We start from the raw sequence: 18,067 nt of genomic DNA on the forward strand, positions 1-18,067 counted from the left end.
ATGCCCGTCCCCTGCAACACCCGACCGTGTTGAACCTTCTGATACCCGCCTCCGCAGGCGGGTATCTTCTTGTCCGCCCCGGCCCGCGGCGGGAGGGCCGGTGAGCGCCCACCGGTCCGGGCCGCCGAGGACACCCGGCGCCGGCACCCTGGGCGGCCTTGCCGCACACCAGTTGCTCCGGCTGTGCGAGGTCGCGGGGCTGGACGACGCGGACGCCGAGGTCTACGCGCGTACGCTCACCGGGATGCTGGGAACCGTCGCCGAGCGGCCGCTGGACCTGCCGCCCGCCACGCCGACCTTCCTGTCCGACGACCACACACCGGTCGAGTTCTCCCTCGCCTTCGTACCGGGCGCGGAACCGTCCCTGCGGGTCCTGCTGGAGCCCGGCGGCGGCGCCGGAGGCCCGGCGCGGAGCGGACGCGCCGGCCTGCGGATCGTCCGGGAGGCCGCGCGGCGCTGGGGATTCACCACCGACCGGCTCGACGAGCTGGAGGACCTGTTCTTCCCGCCCGCGCCCGAGGGGCCGCTGGCCCTGTGGTGCGCGCTGGAACTGCGGCCCGGCGGCGTCCCCAAGGTCAAGGTGTACGTGAACCCCGCGGCCTCCGGGCAGGAACGGGCCGCCGCGACCGTGCGGGAGGCCCTGCGCCGGCTCGGCCACCACCAGGCGTTCGACGCGCTGCCGCCCGGCGACCGCCTCCTCTTCTTCGCCCTGGACCTGGGCGACTGGGAGGACCCCCGGGTGAAGGTCTACCTCGCCCACCACGACCTGCCGGCGACACGGGCGGCCGCCCTGACCCGGATGCGCGGCGGGCCCTCGCCCGCCGAGACCGAGGCCTTCTTCCGCATCGCGACCGGCGACGACGCCGCACCGGCCGCGCCCGGGGACCGGGACGGCCCGCGCCCGGCACGCCGGCCCGTCCAGTCCTGCCACGCCTTCACCGAGACGGCGACCGGCCTGCCCAGCGGCTTCACCCTCTACGTCCCGGTCCGCGACCACGCCCCGCACGACGGCGAGGCCCTGGCCCGCGCCACGGCCCTGCTCACACACCACGGACTGGACCCCGCGCCCCTGGCGCGGGCGCTGGCCGCGGTCACCTCGCGGCGGTTGGAGGACGGCGTGGGACTGATCGCCTACCTGGCGCTCACCCACCAGCAGGGCCGCCCGCCCCGCGTGACCACCTACATCTCCTCGGAGGCGTACGCGGTCCGCCCGCCCGTCGGCCTCCTGCCGGCCGGGGCCGCGGGCGTGCGGTAACGACGGACAGGAGCAGGAAGGTACGGGGGAGCCGTACGCCGACGTCGCCGGACCGCTCCCCCCGGATCCTCCGGATCCCCGGGCCACGGCGACGCCCGGGAGAAGTTCCCCCGACGGCCGGCAGGGCAGCGGCACGACGAAAGGGGCCGGCCCCGCGGAGGGATCCTCCGTGCGCGCCGACCCCCCGCACCGGACGCCGTCACCGACGCGCCGCTCTCACTCCTCGCCGAGTTCCCGCAGGTAGGGCGCCACGTTCACCTGGATCGAGGCCCCTTCCCTCCCGCCGTACTGACCCGCGATGCCGCTCAGGTACCCGGCGATCTCCTTGCGCATGACCTCGGGCTCGGGCAGCACCGCCTCGCCCGTGACGATCCGGGCGATCCAGCGCGACTGCGCCTCCACGAGCCGGGTGACGGAACCGTGCGGGCGGACCAGGCCGACGAAGTACAGGCCCGGATGCCCGGGCGCGACGACCCGCTTGTACAACTCGACCGACCCCGCCGGCCCGACCGGGCAGCCGGCGGGCAGGAACGGGAAGGCCATGCGGTAGCCGGTGCAGTGGACGATCGCGTCGGCCCGGGCGGAGGTGCCGTCCGTGAAGACCACCCGGTCGCCGTCGAGGAAGTCGATGGCGGGCTTGGGCGTGACCCCGCCGTGGCGGATGCGGCTGAGGATGTCGTCCGAGATGGTCACGGCCGAGGCGAAGAGCGGGTGGTCCGGTTCCGGCAGGCCGTAGTCGGAGAGCTTGCCCCGGGCGACGAACAGGGCCTGTTCGATGAAACGGCGCTGCTCCTCGAGCGACATGCTCGTCCACCACGGTGCCTCGGCGACCTCGTCGAGCGGTGTGCCGTAGAGCTGCTTGGGCAGGATGTGCAGGCCGCGGCGCACGGACAGCAGGGTCTGCCCGGCGTGCCGGGAGAGGTCCACGGCGATGTCCACCGCCGAGGCGCCGAGCCCCACGACGACGACGTCACGCCCGGCGTAGTCACTGCCGTCGCGGTAGTCGATGGCGTGCAGGATCGTTCCTGTGAACGTCTCGGAACCGGCGGGCGGCTCGGGCATCGACGGTTCGGTGTTGTGTCCCGAGGCCACGATCACCTGAGCGAAGCTGCGGGACGTGCGGTGGCCGCGGGCGTCCGCGCTGACGACCGTCCACGAACCGTCGGCCTCCGCGCGCACGGACTCGACGGACGTCTCCAGCTCGATGTGGTCCAGGACGTCCGCCCACTCGGCGAACGACCGCAGGTACGACGCCATCTGACTGTGCCGCGGGTAGACCGGGTACGAGGCCGGCATCGGGTGGTCGGCGTAACCCGTCAGATCCTTGGTGGTGTTGAGGTGGAGGGACAGATACCCCGGACCGCGCTCACCGGCCTGCGGGCGGCGCCAGATCCCGCCGACGTCACGGGCCCGCTCGAGGCAGACGAAGTCGACCCCCCTGCTCCGCAGGGCGTGCGCCGCCGCCAGTCCCGACAGGCCCGCACCGATCAGGCACACGCTCACGAATTCCCCCACAGCACGCACGACACCTTTTCGAACACCCGCAGTGCCTGCCCGTCCGGCACACCCCTCACACCACGACAAAGATCACAGAGGCCGCCGGTTGCGCCGGAACGCCCCCGGGTCCCTGTGGTCGTGCCGAGGTCCGCCGTCCCCGTAGGGGTGTGACCCGGATACGCGTCAAAGGGGCAATGAGTTGATCTTGAAGCCGTGAGCGTCCGGCTCGTCACCTGTTCGGCTCAGCGTCGTTGGTGGTGATGTCGACCATCGTCCTGGGGCCTGGGGTGGGTTGTGACCTCGATCGAGCGGACCGCGTATCCGCGGTTCAAGCGGCTGATCACCGCGCATGAGCCGCATCTGTTCTTCTCGCCGACTCGTGACGAGCTGGAGTGGGCGGCCGGGCGACGGACGGGGATGAGCATCTGCTGGCCTTGTCGCTGATGCTGAAGTCGTATCAGAGCATGGGGTGCTTTTCGGCGCTGGAGGACGTGCCGGAGCAGGTGGTGGAGTTCGTGCGGCGGCAGGTGGAGCTGCCGGAGGGCACGCTGCCGGTGCACCGGGCGAAGCGGACCGCCAAGCATCACCGGGGCCTGGTCCGCAAGCGGGTCGGCGTGGCGTACGGCCAGGCGGAGGCCCGGCGGATCGCCGAGGCGTCGATCCGCAAGGAGGCCGCGGCGAAGAACCGGCCGGCGGACCTGATCAACATCGCGCTGGAGGAGGTCGTGGAGGCCGGGCTGGAGCTGCCGGGGTTCTCCACCTTCGACAAGATGGCCTCGAAGATCCGCACCGAGGTGGACGCCCCGATCTGCGAGGACATCCACGACCGCATGAGCCCCCTTCAGCGCACCGAGCTCGCGCGGCTGCTGGAGGAGCGCGACAGCGACGGCACGACGCTGTTCAACCGGCTGAAGAAGCCCGCCAAGGGGCCGAGCTGGTCGCACTTCAAGAACCTGACCCGGCGCATGGAGTGGCTGGACGGCCTTGGCGACAGTGCGGTGTGGATGGACGGCGTCGCCGCACGGAAGATCACCGACTTCGCCGGGGAGGCGGACGCGGGGACGCGCCGGCGCTTCGGGACTGCACGCCCATCAAGCGCCTCGCGCTGATCGCGTGCCTGGTCCACAAGGCCAGGATGCGGGTCCGTGACGACCTGGCGACGATGTTCTGCAAGCGCGTCGCCACGAAGATCAAGAAGGCCAAGACGGAGCTGGAGGAGATCCGGCTCGCCGAGCGGGGGATCACCGAGGCCCTGATCGGGAACTACCGCGTCGTGCTCAAGGACATCGACGCGGACGGCCCGGCCCAGCCGGCGCTGGCGAAAGCCGCGGAGATGACCGCCGAGACCAGGGTGGCCCTTGAGGGGCTGGACGAGGAGGCGTCGGCCGACGAGGTGGTCCGGCGGCTGGGCGGCAAGGTCTCCCCGGCCCTGCTCGCCTCGTCAAGGCCCTGGTCGTGCAGGCCGGGGGCCTGGGCGCGGTGACGGAGACGGCGGAGGGCTTGGGCGGGGTCGCCCAGCTGATCAAAGAGGCCGGCGAGGTGCCGCGAGTACGTCCCTGAGTACCTTCTCGAGCGTGACGCGGGCCAGTTCGTGTCTCAGGGTCTCCTCGATGCCCTCGTAGATGCCCCGCATCGTCGGCTGGATGCCGTGACCCACCACGCATCCCCGGTCCGGGGTGGTGCGGTGCATCGCGAACAGTGGGCCGGGTTCCACTGCCTCGTACACGTCGAGCAGGGTGATCGACTCCAGTTCGCGTGCCAGCGACCAGCCCGCGCCCGCGCCCCGCCGGGAGTCCACGAGCCCGGCCCTGCGCAGTTCGCCGAGCAGCCGTCTGATCACCACGGGGTTGGTGTTCGCGCTGGTCGCGATCTGCTCGGAGGTGGCGACCTCATGGCCCTGGCGCTGGTAGAGACCGATCCAGGCCAGCGCGTGGGCGGCGATGGTCAGCCTGCTGTTGGCGCTCATGATCCCTCCTCCGGTCGCAACGCTCCATGTTACGACAGCGCAGTCGTAACAGTGAAAGTTGCGACAGTCTGTCGTAACGATTATCATTACGACAGTCGGGAGGGGTCAATCAAAGGCAAGCGCGGATCGTGAGCGTGTTGCGAACTCAAAGGAGAACAGGAATGGAAAGTAACGAAAGGATCATTCGCGAGGCTTACCGGCTCGCGGAAGGGAACGTTCTCGACGGTGACGGTTTCCTGGCCTTGTTCACCGAGGACGGGTCGTTCAACGACATGTCGACCTCGCAGAGTTTCCGCGGAGAGCAGATTCCTCAGGTGATCGCGGGTCTCGCCCGCTCGTTCCCCGATGTGCACCGTGAGCTGCTCGAGGTACACGCGTTCGGTGATGTCGTCGCCGTCGAGTTGCGAATCCAGGGCACGCATCTCGGAGGGTTTCCGACTCCGGTCGGCGAGATCCCACCGACCGGGAACCGGATCGACGTGCCGGCGGCGGACCTCTGGTACCTCCGTGACGGAAAGATCGAAAGGTTCAATTGCTACAACTTGATGAGCGTGTGGCTTGATCAAATCGGGGTCCACCCCGACTTCAAGTCCGCAGTCGAAGCCACCGAGACAGCAGCCACGACGGCGTAACTCTGCCGGTCAGCGCCGAGTATGCGACAAGACGCTCCCTTCTTCGGGCCGCATACCCGGCGCTGCTTCTCGAACAAAGTTGTCGTTCGCACCCGACCGCCGACACGACCCGGCAGGCCGACTCATCGAGTATCGGCAGCCCTGGCCGGCAGGTAGGGCAACGACCCACATCGAGTGACGTTCTCCGGGCCCGCCTCCACGAGGCACACGGCTGCGACGAGACCCCACCCCAAAGATCATCGAGGTACGCGGGGCCGGACTGCCCTTCCCATGCCGCCAAGCCCTGCGCATCCGACGCTGACCGTGGACGAGTTCCACGCGTGCGCGGACCGTGGAGGGCTCGGCCTGCCATGAGTCCGTGACGATCACGAGAACCGGCGCGGAGGCCGGCGTAAGAGACGGCACCACCCGCGCCCCTTGCTCCGCCCTTGGGTAGGACGACGACTCCCGGCTCGACGCCTTGCGGGCCACGGCATCCCGAGGGACAAGATCTTCAGCGAGAAGATCAGCACCCGCGTCCGCGGAGGGCCCAGTTCGAGGAGGCGCTCGTACGGCGCGGGAGGCCAAGGTCCACGCCCCGCACTGCAGCGTCGTCTTCACCGTGTACGAGACGAAGCGGTTCGGCCGCGACGCCGCCGAACTCACCGCGCTCGCCGACCGCCTCACCGCCCACGGCCTGGTCCTGGAGATGCTCGCCGGGTCCCTGCCCGGCATCCACGACCCCACCGGCCCCGGCAAGCCGCTGTTCGCGTTCTTCGCGGCGATGGCGGAGACCGAACGGGAGAACATCCGGGAGCCGACGCTGGAGGGGCTCGACACCGCGGCCCCGCCTTCCACATCGCGTAGTCGGCGGCACGCTACCGGGACTGTGCCCACCCAGGGGAGCAAGGGCCAGAGGAGCGTCACCCTCGTACGAGGCTGTGGCCTCTCCGGGGCACTCAGGCTACCCGTCAGGGCTTCAAGATCAACTCATTGCCCCTTTGGCGCGTATCCGGGTCACACCCCCGTACGTGTCCCAGGCGCCGGGGCGTGCGCCGGTACCCACCGCTCCTTCCCGGCTCCCTCCCTTCCCCGGCCCGCGCGCGAGGCCGGAGGGCGAACCCGCCCGGGAACGGGTCCGTCGGATCGAGGAGGTGCCGGGCCGTGCGGACGGGGCGGGCGAGCAGGCGTCGCGCGGGGGTGGCCGTCGCGGCCCGCGACGGCCACCCCGGTTCGCGCATCCGGCCCCGGCGCCGGCCCGGTGACACGTCACGTGGTGCCCGTGCGGGGAACAGGCCGTACGCGCCGCGGAGTCGGCCCGGCGCGGCCCGGTCAGCCGGACTGGCTCGGCGTGGGCGAGGGCGTCCGCCCGGCCGTCACGTCCTCCAGCCGCTGGGCGCCCTGCTGCACCGCGGTCTTGGTGCTGTCGTGGTCGGCGCCGTCGAGCCCGCCGTTGGTGACCGTGATCGCGTCGGTGCCGACGCGCACGGCGGCGACGTCCAGGGTGAGCGTCACCGGGTTCCCGTCCGAGGTGCCCTTCACCGTCACCGTCATTCCCTGCCGGGCGTCGCCCGCGTCGGGCAGTGACGCCTCCACGACCTGAACGGTGCGCTGGCCGCTGTCGCCGCCGGTCACGGTGAACTGGTCGCACGTGTCGGGCAGCGACCGGAGCCAGTCCCACGCCTGGTCCAGGTCGGCCTGCTGGTAGGCGGCCACCTGGTAGAGGAGCCGGGACTGGCCCTCCTGGAACCCGGTCAGCGCCGACGTCCCGGACGGCTTCCCCAGGAGGGTGTCGTCGTAGAGCGCGTCGAGGAGGCGCTGGCAGTCGGCGGCGTCCGTCTTGCCCGTGAGGAAGTCGGCCGTGTCCACCTGGCCGATGACCAGCGAGTCCTTCCAGGTGTCCGCGTTCTGCACCTGCGTCCAGTCGTCCTCCAGGTCCGCCGCGGTGATCAGCGCGGTCTGCGCGCCCGCCTCGGTCAGCGGCGACGCGGACGCGGACGGGGACGGGGAACCGGACGGAGAGCCGGACGGGGAACCGGACGGGGAGGCGGGGGCCGTGGGGGTCATGGGGGTCATGGTCTGCCGGCCGGCGGGCCGCTCGGGGACGGCCCGCTCGGCGTGCGTGGACGCGGCGGTGTCCGTGTCGGCCGTCGCGCTGTCTCCTCCGGCGGCGCAGGCCGCCGTGGCGAGCAGGGCTCCGGTGGCCAGGGCGGCGGCCAGGACACGGCCGGTTCGCATCGCACGGTCCGGGCGGGCCGCACGGTCCGAGCGGGCCGCGGGGGTCGGGTGGGACGGGGGACGGGTGTTCACGAAGGCCTCCTGAGGACGGGACGGTTCCCCGGTGCGTGCGTGCCCCGGGCGGCTGCCCCCCTGTCCCTCCACCGCACCACCGGCCCGGTCGTGTGACCAGCGCACTGACCCGGACGGGTGAACGCGCCCGGCCTCCCGAAAGCGCGCCCCGTCCCCTCCGGGAGCGGGAAAATGCGAGGTGACGGGCCGTTCCGCCGAGGCATCATGACGGCTGCGCCGCCCCGCCGGAGAGGCGGCGGATCACCACAGATCACCACCGGGGGCCCCTGTGACCGTCCAGAACGTCCTGCTGTCCGGGATCGTCGGCTCGACCGCCTACGGACTCGCCCGCGAGGGGTCCGACGTGGACCGCCTCGGTCTCTTCGCGGCCCCCACCGAGGCGCTGCACGGGCTGCACCCGCCGAAGGAGTCCCACGTCAGCACCGCACCGGACCGCACCCTGCACGAGGCCGCGAAGTGGTGCCGGCTCGCCCTGGGCGGCAACCCCACCGTGATGGAACTCGTCTGGCTCCCCGACGACCTGTACGAGGTGCGCACCCCGCTGGGTGACGAACTGCGCGCCATACGGACGACGTTCCTCAGCGCACGCCGGGTCCGCGACGCCTATCTCGGGTACGCCACCCAGCAGTTCAGGAAGCTGCAGAGCCGCGGCGACGGCTCCTTCTCCGCGGACACCCGCAAGCGCACGGCCAAGCACGCCCGTCACCTCAAACGGCTGTGCCGGCAGGGTTACGACCTGTACGCGACGGGGCGGTTGACCATCCGGGTCGAGGACCCGGAGAGCTACCACCGGTTCGGCGAGGAGGTGGCCGCGGATCCCGGGGCCGCGCTGCCGCTGCTGCGCTGGTTCGAGACGGCGTTCGAGGAGACGCGCAGCGTGCTGCCGGAACGCCCCGACGAGACGGCCGCCGACGCGTGGCTGCGACGGGTGCGGCGGCACTTCTACACGGCACGGGAGGCGGAGGCGGACGCGCCCGCCCGGCAGCGGCCGGCGTGAGGGGGAAAACCCCGCGCCACCGCCGCCCGTCTCCCCCTACACTCGTGCCACGTCCTGCGCCGCCCACGACCCGGAGGCAGCGCGTCACCGCGACGACCGAGGGGAGCCCGCCATGCGTGACCGTACCGCTGCCGCCGCTCCCCGTTCCCGCTACGAGGTGATCCTCGTGTCCTCGTCGGTCCGGTGTCCGCTGCGCGGCCGGCACCGGATGGCCTGACGAGCCACCCTCCAGCACACCGACAGCGCCCCCTCGCGAACCCGGCCGGTCCTCGGTCCATGGGTGCTGTCGGTGTGTCACCTCTTCCCTTCCGTCGCATCGCGCTGCCCGTTTCCCGGAAACACCACGAAAGGCCAAGGGCCGTGCGCAACAACCTCGACCGTCACCTCGCCGCCGTGCGCAACCTGGGCATCCTCGCCCACGTCGACGCGGGCAAGACCACCGTCACGGAGCGGATCCTGTACGCCACCGGCGCCACGCACCGGCGCGGCGAGGTCCACGACGGCACGACCGTCACCGACTTCGACCCCCAGGAACGCGACCGCGGGATCACCATCTTCGCCGCGGCCGTCAGCTGCGCCTGGAACGGTCACCGCGTCAACCTGATCGACACCCCCGGCCACGTCGACTTCGCCGACGAGGTGGAGCGTGCGCTGCGGGTGCTCGACGGGGCGGTCGCCGTGTTCGACGCCGTCGCCGGCGTGGAACCGCAGAGCGAGTCGGTGTGGCGGCAGGCCGACCGGCACGGCGTGCCGAGGATCGCGTTCGTCAACAAGATGGACCGGGCGGGCGCCGACCTCGACACGGCCGTGGCGTCGATCCGCGAACGGCTCCACCCGGCGCCGCTGGTCGTCCAGCTGCCCATCGGCGCGGAGGACGCCTTCACCGGGGTCGTCGACCTGCTGCGGATGCGTGCCCTGACCTGGGAGGACGGCGCCGATGCGGGGGTGGGGGGTCCCGTGCCGGAGGAACTGCGGGAGGAAGCGCTGCGCCGGCGCCGACTGCTGGAGGAAGCCGTGGCGGAACGCCACCCGGCCGCGCTGGAGGAGTTCTGCGACCGGGAGACGCTCTCCGCCGAGACCCTCGCGACCGCTCTGCGCGACCTGACCCGCACCGGAGACGGGGTGGTCGTGCTGTGCGGCTCGGCCTACCGCAACCGGGGGATCGAACCGCTGCTCGACGCGGTGGTCGACTGGCTGCCGTCGCCGTCGGACGTGCCGGCGGTACGCGGCGTGCCGGCCGCATCCGGCAGCCCGCACACGGCCGACGAGCGGCGCCCCGCCGACCCCGCCGCCCCCTTCGCGGCCCTCGCCTTCAAGGTGAGCGTCACCTCCACCGGCCGGCTCACCTACCTGCGGGTGTACTCCGGAACGATCGAGAAGGGAGACACGGTGTGGGACGCGACCGCCGGGCGCGCCGAGCGGATCGGCCGCATCCTGCGGGTCCAGGCCGACCGGCACGCCCAGCTGGAACGCGCCGTCGCGGGCGACATCGTCGCCGTGGTGGGGCTGAAGTCCGCTCGCGCGGGCTCGACCCTGTGCGCGCCCGACGCCCCGATCGTCCTGGAGCCGCCCGGTGTCGCCGAGCCGGTCGTCTCCGTGGCGGTCGAGCCGCGCCGGAGCACCGACGCCGAACGGCTGGTCGGCGCGCTCGCCCGGCTGGCCGAGGAGGACCCGTCGCTGACCGTCCGGACCGACCCCGAGACCGGTCAGACGGTGCTGTCGGGCATGGGCGAGCTCCATCTGGAGGTGGCGGTGGAGAAGATCCGGCGCGATCTCGGGCTGGAGGCCAACGTCGGCCGGCCGCGGGTCACCTACCGCGAGACGGTTGCGCGCGGGGTGTCCCAGGTGGTGTTCCGGCACGTCAAACAGGACGGCGGGGCGGGGCAGTTCGCGCACGTCGTCCTCGACGTGGAGCCGCTGGAGGACGGGTTCGACTTCCGGTCCACCGTCGTCGGCGGCCGGGTGCCGCGGGAGTACGTCCGTGCCGTCGAGGCCGGCTGCCGGGACGCCCTCGCCGAGGGTCCCCTCGGCGGGCACCCGGTCACCGGGCTGCGGGTCACCCTGACGGACGGGGCGACCCACGTGAAGGACTCCTCGGAGACGGCCTTCCGGGCGGCGGGCCGCTTCGGACTCCGGGACGCCCTGCGCGGCTGCGCGATGCTGTTGCTGGAACCGGTCGTCGAGGTCACCGTCACCGTGCCCGAGGACGCCGTCGGCGGAGTCCTCGGAGACCTCGCCGCCCGGCGCGGCCGGGTCACCGGGTCGTCGGTGCGCGGCGGCGCGGCGGTGGTGACCGCCACCGTGCCGTTGGCGGAACTGTTCGGCTACGCGACCCGGTTGCGCAGCCGCACCCAGGGCCGGGGCACCTTCACCGCCCGGCCCACGGGCTACGCGCCGGCGCCGGCGCCGGCGGTGGTGCCGACGCCGTGACCGCCTTACCCGGGTGAGCCGGTGACGGTCCGTCGGCCGCGGTCCGCACCGCGAACGCACGATGTCCGCGGTGCGGACAGCGCGGTGCGGACCGGGCGGGAGGGATCCGTCTCAGGGGTACGACACCACGGTCGACGGCACCGTGGACGTCCCCGACGTCGGCGCGCCGATGTCGTTGATCACGTGCTCGTACTGGCCGTTGCCGCCGAGGGAGACCACCAGCAGGTCGTGGAACTTCACGCCGGGCCTGTTCGGGGCGGCGAAGCCGTGGTGCTGGACGATGGTCGGGTCGACGTTGTAGTAGCAGTAGCTGCCCAGGCCCCAGCCCTCGTGCGCGGTGACGCCGTCGCCCACCCGGTAGGCGGCGTAGCCCTTGAGGGCGCCGTTCTGGACGGCGGCCTGGTTCGGGGCGTCGTAGGCCTTCTCGTTCTGGAAGAAGATCGTGCGGCCGCGCTGGCCGAACCACTGGACGTCGTACTTGTTGAAGTGTTCCACGAACAGGCCGGTGGCCAGCACGTCGTGGCCGTTGACGACGACGCCGTAGTCGGCCCGGTTGGTCTCCCAGCCGACGCCGTCGCCGTGGTCGGCGCGCCAGATCCAGGTGTGGTCGACGATCGTGTGGCGGCTGTTGACGACGAGGCTGGTGGTGGCCTTGCCGGGGCCGGCCCCGCCGATGCGGACGAACACGTCCTGCACGGTGGTCGGATCGGCCGAGTGGTCGCGCCACGCGCCGCGCGGACCGATCTCCACCAGGGTCGCCGAGTTGACCGGCCCGGCGTCGACGAGGAAGCCCGCGAGCCGGATCCCGTCGACGTCGGCGGTCCTCAGCGCGGTGACGCCGTTGTCGGGGATGAGGGTGGCGTAGCCCAGGCCCAGGACGACGGTGCCGGCGCGGTCGACCCGGATCGGCTGGTCCAGGTGGTAGATGCCGGGGGTCAGCAGCAGGTGCAGGCCCTGGGCGAGCGCCCGGTTGAGGGTGGCCGCCGAGACGCCCGGCCGGGCGACGTAGAACGCGGACAGGGGCAGTGAGGTGCCGCGCGGGGTGCCGTTGCCCCAGGTGACGCCGCGGGCGTTGGTCCGCTTCGCCGGCAGGAAGACCCGGTACTCGTTCCCGCTGAGGTAGAGGAACGGCTTCTCGCGGGAGACGGGGGTCGTGTCGAGCGTGGTGTACGGCGGGTCGGGGAAGCTCTGGGCCGGGGCGCCCTCGACACCGGAGAAGACCATGTTCCACACGCCGTTGAGCCAGCTGCCGATGGCGCTGTCCCGGGTGTACCACTGCTGCTGCGAGTACGGGCCGACCTGGCCCTCGATGCGGCTGTCGGCGATGTAGCCGCCGCTGGCCCAGCCGTAGCCGGTGGGCGCGAGGTCGAGGCCGCCGCGTACGTGCATCCGGCGGAAGGGGGCGGCCTGCGCGACCGCCCACCGGTTGGTGCCGTTCGCCGGGACGAGGGCGAGGTTCTCCGCCGAACGCCAGAAGTTCTGCGTGGCGTTGCCGTTGAACCAGCCGGCGTCGACCGTCACGTCGCCGTTGAGGGTGGTGTCGTCGGGGGAGAGGCCGAGGCCGGCGACCGAGGTGTAGAAGCCGAGCTGGACATTGAGGCCGTGGTAGGCGCCGGGCTTGAACAGCAGCGCGTAGCGGCCGGTGCCGAACTGGGCGGACTCCTGCTGCCGGAAGACCGCGTCGACCCTGGCCTGGATGTCCGGGGTGGACGGGTCGAAGACGAGGACGTTCGGGCCGAGGTCGCCGCCGCCCGGCAGGGCGCGCGGCCGCCGGGCGCGTCCGGTGGCCGCGCGGGCCGCGGCGCCGGCGGGGGAGGGCGACGCGGCGGCCGGCGACGCGCTCAGTCCGGCCACGACGGGCGCGGCCGCGGCCGCCGTGGCCGCCGCGATGACGGCTCTGCGGCGCACGCTCGCGGGGACCGGGGCGTCCGGGGAGGTCTGGGGCATGGGGCGGCTCTCCTGGTTCAGGAAGTGAACGGTCGTGGGGTCGGGAGCGCTCTCTCGCCGCTGAATGCTTCAACTCCCCGAACGTGTACGTCAAGAGGCGCGACCGACTTGGGCGAGCCTCGTCCGAACTCTTGACGCCGCTCTTTTCCCCGGATTAAGTCACGTCCTAAATTAAGCCCTGATGACAACTGGGAGCCGACCCATGCGTACCATCCGAGCCGCGGCCGCAGGAGCCGTCGTGATGTCACTCGCCCTGGCCGCGACGGCCTGCGGCGGGGGTTCCTCGACCGACGGCGGCGGGTCCGACGACTCGCCGAAGACGCTGACGTACTGGGCCTCCAACCAGGGCGCGAGCATCGAGATCGACAAGAAGGTCCTCCAGCCGGAGCTCGACAAGTTCGAGAAGCAGACCGGGATCGAGGTGAAGCTGGAGGTCGTCCCCTGGTCCGACCTGCTCAACCGGATCCTCACCGCGACCACCTCCGGCCAGGGCCCCGACGTCCTCAACATCGGCAACACCTGGTCGTCCTCGCTCCAGGCGACCGGCGCGCTGCTGCCCTGGGACGACGCGAACTTCGCGAAGATCGGCGGCCGGGACCGCTTCGTCGCGTCGGCGCTCGGCTCGACCGGGACCGAGGGCCAGGACCCGGCGGCGGTGCCGCTGTACTCGATGGCGTACGCGCTGTACTACAACAAGCAGATCTTCGCCGACGCCGGCATCTCCGCACCGCCGGCCACCTGGGCGGAGCTCGTCGCCGACGGGCGGAAGATCCAGGCGAAGGGCAAGCAGGTCCTGGGCGCCGAGGGCGCGAACGTCTCGGAGAACGTCCACCACGTCTTCGTCTTCGCCAAGCAGCACGGCGTCGACTTCTTCACCGCCGACGGCAGGCCCGACTTCACCTCCGACGGCGCCGTCGCCGCGGTCAAGCAGTACGTCGACCTGATGGCCGAGGACAAGGTCATCCCGCAGGGCAACGCGGAGTACGCGCAGAACCAGTCCGTCAGCGACTTCGCCAAGGGCAGGACGGCGATGCTGCTGTGGCAGTCCGCGTCCGCCAACCTCGCCTCCCAGGGCATGAGCGAGGACGCCTACGGCGTCGCGCCCGTCCCCGTGCAGTCCGGCGCCCCCGGCGCCGGCACCCAGGTCAACTCCATGGTCGCCGGCATCAACCTGGCCGTGTTCAAGAACACCGACAACCTCAGCGGCGCCACGCAGTTCGTGAAGTTCATGACGAGCGACGAGGAACAGAAGATCCTCAACAAGGCCTACAGCTCGATCCCGCCGGTCGCCGCCGCGCAGTCGGACGCCGCCTTCAACGCCACCGACACCGCCGTCCTGAAGGACACCCTCGCCAAGAGCGCCGCCGCGCTGCCCCAGGTCGCCGACGAGTCGCAGTTCGAGACCGCGGTCGGCACGGCCGTGAAGGAGCTGTTCGCCGACGCGGCCGCCGGGCGCCCGGTGACCACGGAGTCGGTCAAGGCCCGCCTGGAGAAGGCCCAGCAGCAGATGCCGGCGAAGTGAGCACGATGACGACCACGGTCTCCGCAGAGGCCGCTGTGCGCAAGAGCCCCCCCGGTGCGGCGAGCGGTCCCCGCCGCCGCACCGGGCGGATCCGCCGCGCCGGACTGCCCTACCTGCTGCTCCTGCCCGCCCTGGTCCTCGAACTCCTGGTCCATCTGGTGCCGATGGTGATCGGCGTCGTGATGAGCTTCAAGGAGCTCACCCAGTTCCACATCCGCGACTGGGGCGCGGCCCCCTGGGCCGGCCTCGACAACTACGCGATGTCGGTGGACTTCGACGCCCCCGTCGGCGAGGCCCTGCTGCACTCGTTCGTCGTCACGGTCGCCTTCACCCTCCTGTCGGTGGCCCTGTGCTGGCTGATCGGCACGGCGGCCGCGATCTGCATGCAGGACGCCTTCCGCGGCCGCGGACTGCTGCGGGCGTTGTTCCTCGTGCCGTACGCCCTGCCGGTCTACGCGGCCGTCATCACCTGGGTGTTCATGTTCCAGCACGACAACGGCCTGGTGAACCACGTCCTGCACGACCAGCTCCACCTCACCGACAAGCCGTCGTTCTGGCTGATCGGCGACAACAGCTTCTGGGCCCTGCTGACCGTGTCGGTGTGGAAGGGATGGCCGTTCGCCTTCCTCATCGTGATGGCCGGCCTGCAGAACATCCCGCGCGAGCTGTACGAGGCGGCCGCCCTGGACGGCGCCGGGATGTGGCAGCAGATCCGCCGCATCACCCTGCCGTCGCTGCGCCCCGTCAACCAGGTGCTGGTCCTGGTGCTGTTCCTGTGGACGTTCAACGACTTCAACACCCCGTACGTCCTGTTCGGCAAGGCCGCGCCGGAGGCCGCGGACCTCATCTCGGTCCACATCTACCAGGCCTCCTTCGTCACCTGGAACTTCGGCGCCGGTTCCGCGATGTCCGTCCTGCTGCTGCTCTTCCTGCTGGCCGTGACCGGCGTGTACCTCGCCGTCACCTCGCGTGGACGGAGGTCCGCCGATGCCTGACTCCCCGACGGCCCTCCCGCCGCGCACCTCGCCCATGGCGCCCCCGCGGTCGTTCCTGTGGTCGCGGAGGATCTTCCTCACCCTGCTCGCCGGGTTCGTCCTGGTGCCGGTGTACGTGATGGTCTCCAGCTCGCTGAAGCCCCTCTCGGACGTCTCGGGGAAGTTCCGCTGGCTGCCGAGCGGCCTGACGGTCCGCCCGTACGTCGACATCTGGTCGACGGTCCCGCTCGCGAAGTACTTCGTGAACTCGCTGATCGTGGCGGGCGCGGCGACGGTCTGCTCGGTCGTCATCGCCGTGTTCAGCGCGTACGCGGTCAGCCGCTACCGCTTCCGCGGCAAGCGCGTCTTCACGGTCACCGTGCTGTCCACGCAGATGTTCCCCGGCATCCTGTTCCTGCTGCCGCTGTTCCTCCTGTACGTCAACATCGGCAACGCCACCGGCATCGCCCTGTTCGGTTCGCGCGGCGGGCTGATCCTGACGTACCTGACCTTCTCGCTGCCCTTCTCCGTCTGGATGCTGATCGGCTACTTCGACTCGGTGCCGCGCGACCTGGACGAGGCGGCGCTGGTCGACGGCTGCGGCCCGCTCGGCGCCCTGTTCCGGGTCGTGGTGCCGGCCGCGGTCCCCGGCATCGTGGCGGTCGCCGTGTACGCCTTCATGACCGCCTGGGGCGAGGTGCTGTTCGCGTCCGTCATGACCAACGACACCACGCGCACGCTCGCCGTCGGCCTCCAGGGCTACTCCACCCTCAACGACGTGTACTGGAACCAGATCATGGCCGCCTCGCTGGTCGTCAGCGTGCCCGTGGTGGCCGGCTTCCTCCTCCTGCAGCGCTACCTCGTCACCGGGCTGACCGCGGGAGCGGTGAAGTGACCCCCTCGCCCGGTTTCTCGCGTGATCCCGAAAGGACTTCCGTGACCATCGACCTCACCGCTCTCCCGCACGACTTCCTGTGGGGCACGGCCACTTCCGCGTACCAGATCGAGGGGGCCGTGGCGGAGGACGGCCGCTCGCCGTCGATCTGGGACACCTTCTCGCACACCCCGGGCAGGATCGCCGGCGACGACCACGGCGACGTCGCCTGCGACCACTACCACCGCTGGCGCGAGGACATCGAGCTGATGCGCCGGCTCGGCACCAACGCCTACCGGCTGTCGATCGCCTGGCCGCGCGTGGTGCCGGGCGGCGACGGCCCGGCCAACCCCAAGGGCCTGGCCTTCTACGACGAACTGGTCGACGGCCTGCTGGCGGCCGGCATCACCCCGTCCGTCACCCTCTACCACTGGGACCTGCCCCAGGTGCTCCAGGACCGCGGCGGCTGGCCCGAACGCGACACGGCCGAGCACTTCGCCGCGTACGCGGCGGTCGTGGCGGAGCGCCTCGGCGACCGGGTGACCCACTGGGCCACCCTCAACGAACCCCTCTGCTCGGCGTGGATCGGCCACCTGGAGGGCACCATGGCCCCCGGCTGGACCGACCTGACCGCCGCCGTGCGCGCCTCCTACCACCTGCTCCTCGGCCACGGCCTCGCCGTCCAGGCGGTGCGGGCGGCGGCGCCCGGCGCCGAGATCGGCATCGTCAACAACCTCTCCACGGTTCACCCCGCGAGCGAGAGCCCCGAGGACGCGGCCGCCGCCCGCCGGATGGACGGTCACACCAACCGCTGGTGGCTGGACCCGGTCCACGGCCGCGGCTTCCCCGCCGACATGCGGGAGGTCTACGGCGTCGAACTCCCCGAGAAGCCGGGGGACATGGAGACGATCGCCACGCCGCTGGACTGGCTTGGCCTGAACTACTACTTCCCGGCGACGGTCGCCGACGACCCCGACGGGCCCGCCCCGCACGCCCGTTCCGTGCGGCGCGCCGGGGTCCCGCGCACCGGCATGGACTGGGAGGTCGACCCGAGCGGCATCGAGGCGCTGCTGCTGCGCCTGACCGACGAGTACGGCGCCCGCCGCCTGTACGTCACCGAGAACGGCTCGGCCTACCCGGACGTCGTCCGCCCCGACGGCACGGTCGACGACCCCGAGCGCCAGGCCTACCTGACCGGTCACCTCGCCGCCTGCGCCGCCGCCGCCCGCAAGGGCGCCCCGCTGGCCGGCTACTTCGCCTGGTCGCTGCTGGACAACTTCGAGTGGGCGTACGGCTACGACAAGCGCTTCGGCCTGGTCCACGTCGACTACCGCACCCAGGCCCGCACCATCAAGGGCACCGGACGCCACTACGCGGACCTCATCCGCAGGCACCGGGAGGGGACGGCGAAGGCGGCCTGACCCGACCGGCGGGGGCGGCCGGGTCGGGCCGCCTTCCGGCCGCCGACGCGGACGCCTCCCGGTCGTCGGCCCGTGCGCTCCCCGCAGGCGTGCCCTGGGGCGGCCCGGGCATACCCGCGGCCGCCGGGGGCGACCGCGCGGCGGGGGGGGCCCGCCCCCCCCCCCGGGCGGGCCCCCCCCCCCCCGCCCGCCCGGGGGGGGGGGCCCCCGCCCCCCCGCCCCCGCCGCCCCCCCCCCCCGGCCCCCCGGGCGGAAACCACCGG

At 72.1% G+C, this 18,067-nt stretch carries 14 protein-coding genes and 1 pseudogene; 11 read left to right on the forward strand and 4 right to left on the reverse strand.

Annotated elements, in window-relative coordinates; translation table 11 throughout:
• Nucleotides 1-100 precede the first annotated feature (100 nt).
• Nucleotides 101-1,255 carry a tryptophan dimethylallyltransferase family protein gene (locus tag ACH4F6_RS05205; protein ID WP_397958513.1) on the forward strand — a complete coding sequence of 385 codons (1,155 nt, stop codon included), beginning with the start codon at nt 101-103 and terminating at the stop codon, nt 1,253-1,255.
• 216 nt (nt 1,256-1,471) lie between these two features.
• On the opposite strand, the gene ACH4F6_RS05210 is transcribed toward ACH4F6_RS05205, so the two are convergent.
• Complete coding sequence (locus ACH4F6_RS05210) at nt 1,472-2,758, reverse strand: flavin-containing monooxygenase (protein ID WP_397958788.1); 1,287 nt, start codon at nt 2,756-2,758, stop codon at nt 1,472-1,474.
• A 458-nt stretch (nt 2,759-3,216) separates the two neighbouring features.
• On the opposite strand from ACH4F6_RS05210, the gene ACH4F6_RS05215 reads away from it, so the two are divergent.
• Both ACH4F6_RS05215 and ACH4F6_RS05220 read left to right on the forward strand, forming a co-directional pair.
• Nucleotides 3,217-3,861 carry a DUF4158 domain-containing protein gene (locus ACH4F6_RS05215; protein WP_397958514.1) on the forward strand — a complete coding sequence of 215 codons (645 nt, stop codon included), beginning with the start codon at nt 3,217-3,219 and terminating at the stop codon, nt 3,859-3,861.
• 26 nt (nt 3,862-3,887) lie between these two features.
• Nucleotides 3,888-4,235, forward strand: coding sequence for a hypothetical protein (locus ACH4F6_RS05220; RefSeq protein ID WP_397958515.1), 348 nt, complete (start codon nt 3,888-3,890; stop codon nt 4,233-4,235).
• 39 nt (nt 4,236-4,274) lie between these two features.
• Here the strand turns inward: ACH4F6_RS05220 and ACH4F6_RS05225 are convergent, their stop codons facing one another.
• Nucleotides 4,275-4,718 carry an Rrf2 family transcriptional regulator gene (locus tag ACH4F6_RS05225; protein ID WP_397958516.1) on the reverse strand — a complete coding sequence of 148 codons (444 nt, stop codon included), beginning with the start codon at nt 4,716-4,718 and terminating at the stop codon, nt 4,275-4,277.
• A gap of 161 nt (nt 4,719-4,879) precedes the next feature.
• On the opposite strand from ACH4F6_RS05225, the gene ACH4F6_RS05230 reads away from it, so the two are divergent.
• Both ACH4F6_RS05230 and ACH4F6_RS05235 read left to right on the forward strand, forming a co-directional pair.
• Nucleotides 4,880-5,350 (forward strand): nuclear transport factor 2 family protein, encoded by a 471-nt coding sequence (locus ACH4F6_RS05230; RefSeq protein WP_397958517.1) that lies wholly within the window; start codon nt 4,880-4,882, stop codon nt 5,348-5,350.
• 460 nt (nt 5,351-5,810) lie between these two features.
• Nucleotides 5,811-6,116: pseudogene (locus tag ACH4F6_RS05235) on the forward strand (hypothetical protein); the annotation flags it as partial.
• A 545-nt stretch (nt 6,117-6,661) separates the two neighbouring features.
• Here ACH4F6_RS05235 and ACH4F6_RS05240 read toward each other — a convergent pair.
• Complete coding sequence (locus ACH4F6_RS05240; RefSeq protein ID WP_397958789.1) at nt 6,662-7,567, reverse strand: hypothetical protein; 906 nt, start codon at nt 7,565-7,567, stop codon at nt 6,662-6,664.
• A gap of 340 nt (nt 7,568-7,907) precedes the next feature.
• Between ACH4F6_RS05240 and ACH4F6_RS05245 the strand changes: the two genes are divergently transcribed.
• Both ACH4F6_RS05245 and fusA read left to right on the forward strand, forming a co-directional pair.
• The gene (locus tag ACH4F6_RS05245; protein WP_397958518.1) at nt 7,908-8,636 is read left to right on the forward strand and encodes a DNA polymerase beta superfamily protein; all 729 of its coding nucleotides are present in this window, start codon (nt 7,908-7,910) and stop codon (nt 8,634-8,636) included.
• A 360-nt stretch (nt 8,637-8,996) separates the two neighbouring features.
• Nucleotides 8,997-11,066 (forward strand): elongation factor G, encoded by a 2,070-nt coding sequence (gene fusA, locus ACH4F6_RS05250; RefSeq protein WP_397958519.1) that lies wholly within the window; start codon nt 8,997-8,999, stop codon nt 11,064-11,066.
• 111 nt (nt 11,067-11,177) lie between these two features.
• On the opposite strand, the gene ACH4F6_RS05255 is transcribed toward fusA, so the two are convergent.
• A complete protein-coding gene (locus ACH4F6_RS05255) occupies nt 11,178-13,013 on the reverse strand; it encodes a coagulation factor 5/8 type domain-containing protein (RefSeq protein ID WP_397958520.1) in 1,836 nt (611 codons plus the stop codon).
• A 202-nt stretch (nt 13,014-13,215) separates the two neighbouring features.
• Here ACH4F6_RS05255 and ACH4F6_RS05260 point away from each other — a divergent pair, with 202 nt between their 5' ends.
• Genes ACH4F6_RS05260 through ACH4F6_RS05275 form a run of 4 tightly spaced genes read left to right on the forward strand, consistent with a single transcriptional unit; the run spans nt 13,216 to nt 17,804 of the window.
• Nucleotides 13,216-14,535, forward strand: a complete 1,320-nt coding sequence (locus tag ACH4F6_RS05260) for an ABC transporter substrate-binding protein (RefSeq protein WP_397958521.1) — start codon at nt 13,216-13,218, stop codon at nt 14,533-14,535.
• A gap of 5 nt (nt 14,536-14,540) precedes the next feature.
• Complete coding sequence (locus ACH4F6_RS05265) at nt 14,541-15,530, forward strand: carbohydrate ABC transporter permease (protein WP_397958790.1); 990 nt, start codon at nt 14,541-14,543, stop codon at nt 15,528-15,530.
• Complete coding sequence (locus ACH4F6_RS05270; RefSeq protein WP_397958522.1) at nt 15,523-16,404, forward strand: carbohydrate ABC transporter permease; 882 nt, start codon at nt 15,523-15,525, stop codon at nt 16,402-16,404. Before ACH4F6_RS05265 ends, ACH4F6_RS05270 begins: the two co-directional genes overlap by 8 nt.
• Before the next feature lie 41 nt (nt 16,405-16,445).
• The gene (locus tag ACH4F6_RS05275) at nt 16,446-17,804 is read left to right on the forward strand and encodes a GH1 family beta-glucosidase (protein ID WP_397958523.1); all 1,359 of its coding nucleotides are present in this window, start codon (nt 16,446-16,448) and stop codon (nt 17,802-17,804) included.
• Nucleotides 17,805-18,067 lie beyond the last annotated feature (263 nt).

It is taken from the genome of Streptomyces sp. NPDC017936, assembly GCF_044328485.1.
Classification (GTDB): Bacteria; Actinomycetota; Actinomycetes; order Streptomycetales; family Streptomycetaceae; genus Streptomyces.